The following is a 6,088-nucleotide window of genomic DNA, read 5'->3' as shown; positions in this document are numbered from 1 at the left end:
CGCCTGCCTGCCCTTTCGTCCCCCCCTGCACAGGCTCAACACATTCGCCCCAATAGCCGCGAAAGGTTTCCTATCCTCTTCACAGCTACCTGACCCTGAATTCCAGCTCATCTCGACTGACCCGTACCCCCTGCGTGCCGCTGCAACACGTCCCTGCCTGGTCGGAGAGGCGTGCGGCGCGACCTGTCCGTCTGCTAGACCACTACCCCGATGGCCGGGCTTTGCCCTAATCCGGACCCGTATATCTGCTGAGACAAAGGAGATGTCAATGCACCGCAATAACGATGATTACCTCGACGAAATCTGCTTCTGGCAATGCGCCCACAGCCGTCTTTTGCAGCATACGGCCCTGCTTCGGAAGCAGGCCCTACACGCACCCGGGTTTTCCAGGGAACCACTGGATGAGCTGTTGCGCAGATGTGGTCTGGAGGGGCTGTGTCATTGCCCCGGCGATCCTCGACTAACCAGGCCCCAGTCCACTGGGGATTTGCCACGCCCACCCCTGCGCCCCAAGGACTGAATGATTCCATGGCGCCCCCTGGCTAGGCCGCTCCATGGGCTCTGGCCTCGGTGGGAGTCTGCTGATAACGCGCCTTGAACGCCCGGGCAAAATGCGCCTGACTGACAAAACCATGGCGATAGGCGACCTCGCTGATATCCAACCCCGCCCCCTGGCTGCTGCACAGCAGCTGGCGGGCCTGTTGCAGGCGCCGTTCCAGAATGAAGCGGCTCGGCACCAGGCCCTCCAGGGCAAACAGCCGGGCCAGGTGCCGGGTGGAAATGCCCGTCTGGGCCGCCACCCGCTCGCAACTCAGGGCGGGGTCGGCCAACTGGTCATGGATGCATTGCTTGGCCGCCAGCAGGTAAGACGCACTCAGGGCATTGATCGGCCGTTCACCGACATGCCCGGCAATGATGCTGGCGAGAAGCTCGAAAGCCTGTTCCTGGTAGGCATCGGCCTCTTCACAGAAGGGGTGCAGGAAAAACGCCCGGGTACGCTCCCCCAAGGTGCGCAACAACAGACGCTGGACCCCGCTTTCGGCGCTGACCCGCAATGGCCGGTCAAAACGCTTCAGGCAACGTTCGGCGAACTGCTCCTGGGGAATATCGAAGATGAACTGGCGCATCGCCCCGGAAAAGCCGAACAGGTAGGGCTTGTCGGTGCGATAGACCACCAGCTCCCCCGGCTCCAGCACCTGGCAGGCGCCGTCCTGATAGAAGAACGAACCGCTGCCGGTAACCAGGGACACGAAGATCGACTCCTTGGGCACACCGCGGATCATCGAACTGTCGCGCTCCACCACATGCTCATTGCCGACGATGCGGGCCAGGCGCATGGCGCTCAATTGCAGGTTGTCCTGGCTGGCGGCGAACCCATCCTCGGCGTAGGAGTTGCATTTAAGCCCCACCAGGGTGCTGGCGTTGTAGTCCTCCCAAAACGTCAGCCGTTGATCCAGGTCGATGGCCTGGGTGCTGGCGTGCCGGGTTTCGAGCAAGGCGCATGGAGACATTGTTGTTCTTCTCATGGGCGGCTGGATGTTCCCCGGACGGCAAGGCAGTGTCCGGGCACCTGGGGCCGCATGCTCTGCGGCCTGCGGCCATTCATTAACATCTGAAGTATATAGCCTGTCAACTTCAAACGCAGTGGGACCCGGTCGCCTGAACGTCCTCACGACATCGCTATTTAAAGTAGGAAAAACGCCGTCCGAAACGGACAACAAACCGGTCCGATTCGATCAAACCGGCGCCGGCCTGCGCGCCTAGAGTCGTCTCAGTTATCGCCGTAGCTCCCCCTAATAAGAACCATTGAGGTCGACCATGCCTGAAGCAGCCACCCGTGAATTCTGGAAAGACCTGCAGCCTATCGCCAATTGTTTCAAGCCCGACGCCAAGCCGGAGGTCTACCTGCCCAACGCCGCCAGCGACGACCTGAGTCTGTACGTGCCCTTCACCGAAACCGTGTCCTCGCGACCGCTGTGGATCTCCCCCAGTGAAAACCGCTGGTGCGACATTCTGATGGCCAGCAGTGCCGGGCTGGTCAACCGCCACTATCACCCCCACGAAGTCTTTGCCTACACCCTGTCCGGCAAGTGGGGCTACCTGGAACACGAATGGACCGCCAGCGCAGGCGACTTCGTCTACGAGACCCCGGGCGAGGGTCACACCCTGGTGGCCTACGAACATGAACAGCCGATGCGTGTGTTCTTCATCGTCAAGGGCCCGCTGATCTGGCTCGACGAACAGGGCGAGCCCGACGGCTACTTCGATGTGCACTCCTACATCGCGATGTGCCGCGAGCACTACGAAAAGATCGGCCTGGGCGCGGCCCACATCGACACCCTGTTTCGCTGATCGCGATTTCTGACGCCTCCTCGGAGAACCACCATGGCTTATAAAAACAACAAGGCCGGTTACGAGAACACCTTGCTGGGGGTGCTGTTCCTGACCTTCGGCTTCGTCTTTTTCGATCGTCTGGCGCTGTCCTTCCTGTTCCCCTTCATGGCGGACGAACTGCAACTGAGCAACAGCCACCTGGGCATGCTGTCCTCGGTACTGGCCCTGGCCTGGGCGGTGTCGGGGGCTCTGGTGGGCGCCTGGTCGGACCGCCGTGGCATACGCAAGCCGCTGCTGATCATCGCGGTGATCCTGTTTTCCCTGTGCTCGGCGCTGTCCGGGCTGGTCACCGGGTTCCTCAGCCTGCTGCTGTTTCGCGGGATCATGGGGCTGGCCGAAGGGCCGATCCTGCCATTGTCGCAATCCTTGATGGTGGAGGCCTCGTCGCCCCATCGCCGAGGCTTGAACATGGGCCTGCTGCAAGGTTCGGCAGCCGGCTTGCTGGGGGCAGTGATCGGCCCGCCGGTGCTGGTCGCCCTGGCCGAGGCTTATGGCTGGCGCCATGCGTTCATCATCTCGCTGGTCCCCGGATTGCTGATTGCCCTGCTGATCTGGCGCTACGTGCTCCCGGACCGTCCACGGGGCGAGCCACGAGCGGATGCCGCAACGAACCACGGCGGCGGGCATCGGCTGGCCCTGCTCAAGAGCCGCAATATCGTGCTCTGCACCCTGATCAGCTGTTTCTTCCTGACCTGGTTCATCGTGCTGATCTCCTTTACCCCGACCTTCCTGATCAAGGTCCGCGACTACAGCCCGGCCAGCATGGGCATGGTCATGAGCTGCCTGGGCGGCGCCTGGGTGTTGTGGGGCTTTGGCGTTCCGGCGATTTCCGATCGCATTGGCCGCCGCCCGACCCTGGTGCTGTTCTCGCTGATCGCCGCCTGCTGCCCCATGGCCCTGCTCTTCGCGCCATCGCCAATGATCCTTGGCGTGCTGATGCTGCTGACCTATACCGGCCTGGGCTGTTTCACCCTGTTCATGGCAACCATTCCGGCGGAGACCGTACCCCGGGAAGTCATGGCCACGGCCCTCGGGATGATCATGGGCATCGGTGAGCTGGTGGGCGGTTTCGTCGCCCCGACCATTGCCGGCTTCGCCGCCGACCGCTTCGGCCTGTCCATCGTCATGTGGATGTCCTGCGGCGGCGCCCTGCTGGCCGCAGTGCTGGCGCTGTTCCTCAAGGAAACCGCACCGGCGGTGCTGGCCCGTCAACAGCGCCGGCAAGCCGACGCCACCACTGCCGCTGCTACTCCAACCCTGCAAGGAAACCAGCCATGAAAGCACTGCGTTGGCACGCCGCCCGGGACCTGCGCCTGAGCCAGGTGCAACTGCGCCAGCCCGGTGCTGGGGAAGTCCTGCTGCAAGTCGCCTACTGCGGCATCTGCGGCAGCGACCTGCATGAATACGCCGATGGTCCCCATTCGATTCCCCAGGAAGTGGCCCATCCACTGTCCGGCTGCCGGGCCCCCTTGACCCTTGGCCATGAGTTCTGCGGTGAAGTGGTGGGCCTGGGCCCGGGCGTCGACCCTCGCTTGCTGGGCCAGCGGGTAGCAGTGGAGCCGGAGTACCGCTGCGGTGATTGCCAGTACTGCCGCATAGGCCAGTACAACCTGTGCCAATCCATGGGTTTCATCGGCCTGATGGGCGATGGCGGTTTCGCCGAACAGGCCCTGGTGCCCGCCTACATGCTGCACCTGCTGCCGGAAAACGTGAGCTTCAAGCAGGCGGCCGTGCTCGAACCTGCGGCCGTGGCCTTTCACGCCTTGAACCAGAGCAGCCTGATGGCCGGTGACAGCTGTGCGGTGTTTGGCCTGGGTCCGATCGGCCTGCTGCTGATCCTGCTGGCGCGGCTGCGCGGTGTGGAGCGGATCTATGCCGTGGACCTGGACCCCGAGCGCCGGCGCCTGGCCCTGGAATTCGGTGCTTCGGCGGCCCTTGACGGCCGTGACCCAAGTCTGCAGGAGCAGCTAAGGCAATTGAGCGACGGCGGTATCGACAGTGCCTTTGAAGCCGCCGGTACCCAGCAGACCCTGACTCATGCCCTGCACTGCCTGCGCAAGGGTGGCGAAGCGGTCATGGTCGGCCTGATGGGCGAGGTGCAATTCGACGCCTTCCACTTGGTGAACAACGAACTGCGCCTGCTCAGCAGCGTCGGTTATCGCCATGTCTATCCCGAACTGATCGAACTGCTGGCCAGCGGGCGCCTGGACCTGTCCCGGGCAGTCACCCGCTGCCTGGCCCTGGAGCAGGCGGTGCAACTGGGCTTTGAATCGCTGCTGCAAGACAAAAGCCAGATCAAGGTTCTGGTCAACCCGACACCGACCCTGGCCGAGGCCTGAACCCGCAATTCCAACACTCAAGACAAAAACAACAATAAACGAGTACCCGACATGAATGCTTCCTATGCGCTGTGCCCGCTGCTGGCAGCCCTGCTGCTGCCCCTTGAATGCCTCGCCGATGCTCCGGCTGCGCCGCGTAGCGGCCCGCTGTCCGGCCTGGGCGACTACCTGGCCGACCAGGGCATCACGCCCCATGTGCAGTTTCTCAGCCTGGCAATGAAGAACCTCGACACCGGCCCTAGGCCCCACAGTTTCGGCAACAGCGGCGACCTGTTCGTCGGTGCCGACGTCAACCTTGAGACCTTTGCCGGTCTCGAGGGCGCAGCCTTTCACTTCGAGCAGACGCTGTTCATCCTCGACCACGAGACCGGCGTGCCCACCTCGCGCAACTGGCAAGGTGCCGCCGGCAGCTACTTTGCCGGGGCACCGATCCACAATGACCTCACCAGCAACCAGCTGAGCCTCTTGACCTACCAGCAGACCTGGCTCGACGGCCGTATGGACCTGAGCCTGGGCCGCACCAACGCCCGGCGCTATTTCTACATCTACAACTGCGAAAGCACGGTCACCTGCAACGACCCGATCATCGACTCTTCAACTGGGGTCCTGCCGCCGCCCTACGGCAGTTGGGGCGGCTACCTGAAATACCAGATGACGCCCGAGTGGTATGTGCATGGCGGCGCCTTCGAGTCCAACCCCGTGGACTACCTGAAACAGCGCAAGGGCCTGGATTTCAGCACCGACGACGCCAGCGGCACCAGCCTGCTGCTGGGTATCGGCAGCCAGAACCGCAATGCCTACAGCTCCCATTACGAGCTCAACGGCTACTACAACACTTCCAAGCAGGTTGATCCGCTGACCGGGGCCATGGATTTCGGCAGCGCTGGTGCGTTCTTCAAGTTCCAGCAATCGCTGTGGCGCGCCGACGCCGGCCAGGGCACCGCGCCCCAGGCCCTGCTGCTGTTCGGCTCACTGTCGGCGGCGGCCGATGACAAGCAACCCTTCAGCCGTTTCGTCGAAGCCGGCCTGACCTACCTGGCGCCCTTCGACCGGCCCCAGGACAAGCTCAACCTCAAGGCCAGCTACCTGCGCCTCAACGACCATCAGTTGCGCTTCCAGCAACAGGCGCGGATCGCCAACCGCGGCGACTCGCGCCTGGGCGAACCCAATGTCTACGCACTGGAAGCCAACGCCCATATCGCCCTGACCCGGCAACTGGCCCTGGAGCCCAGCGTCCAGTACCTGATCAACCCGGACAACTTCTACAACCCCGAAGCCCGCGAGCTGAGCGGCAACGGCTTTGTCGTCGGCCTGCAAGTGACCCTCGACGTCGGCTCGCTGCTGGGGCTCTGAGA

5 protein-coding genes are annotated in these 6,088 nt (G+C 63.3%); 4 read left to right on the top strand and 1 reads right to left on the bottom strand.

The annotated features are described in order from the left end of the window. Nucleotides 1–542: 542 nt before the first annotated feature. Nucleotides 543–1,511 (bottom strand): helix-turn-helix domain-containing protein, encoded by a 969-nt coding sequence (locus GV818_RS14250; RefSeq protein WP_161757140.1) that lies wholly within the window; start codon nucleotides 1,509–1,511, stop codon nucleotides 543–545. A gap of 307 nt (nucleotides 1,512–1,818) precedes the next feature. Here GV818_RS14250 and GV818_RS14245 point away from each other — a divergent pair, with 307 nt between their 5' ends. Genes GV818_RS14245 through GV818_RS14230 form a run of 4 tightly spaced genes read left to right on the top strand, consistent with a single transcriptional unit; the run spans nucleotide 1,819 to nucleotide 6,086 of the window. Then, nucleotides 1,819–2,352 carry a 2,4'-dihydroxyacetophenone dioxygenase family protein gene (locus GV818_RS14245; RefSeq protein ID WP_161757141.1) on the top strand — a complete coding sequence of 178 codons (534 nt, stop codon included), beginning with the start codon at nucleotides 1,819–1,821 and terminating at the stop codon, nucleotides 2,350–2,352. Nucleotides 2,353–2,385: 33 nt separating this feature from the next. Further along, nucleotides 2,386–3,672: an MFS transporter gene (locus GV818_RS14240; RefSeq protein WP_161757142.1), complete on the top strand. Its 1,287-nt coding sequence runs from the start codon at nucleotides 2,386–2,388 to the stop codon at nucleotides 3,670–3,672. Next, complete coding sequence (locus GV818_RS14235) at nucleotides 3,669–4,733, top strand: 2,3-butanediol dehydrogenase (protein ID WP_161776848.1); 1,065 nt, start codon at nucleotides 3,669–3,671, stop codon at nucleotides 4,731–4,733. The genes GV818_RS14240 and GV818_RS14235 overlap by 4 nt, the downstream gene beginning before the upstream one ends. Before the next feature lie 51 nt (nucleotides 4,734–4,784). Then, on the top strand, nucleotides 4,785–6,086 hold the full coding sequence (locus GV818_RS14230; protein WP_161757144.1) for a carbohydrate porin: 1,302 nt from the start codon (nucleotides 4,785–4,787) through the stop codon (nucleotides 6,084–6,086). Nucleotides 6,087–6,088 lie beyond the last annotated feature (2 nt).

Origin of the sequence: Pseudomonas sp. Fl4BN1, from assembly GCF_009908285.1 — a bacterium.
Classification (GTDB): Bacteria; Pseudomonadota; Gammaproteobacteria; order Pseudomonadales; family Pseudomonadaceae; genus Aquipseudomonas.
Note: the sequence above shows the minus strand (reverse complement) of the source record. Positions and strands in the feature narration are given on the sequence as shown.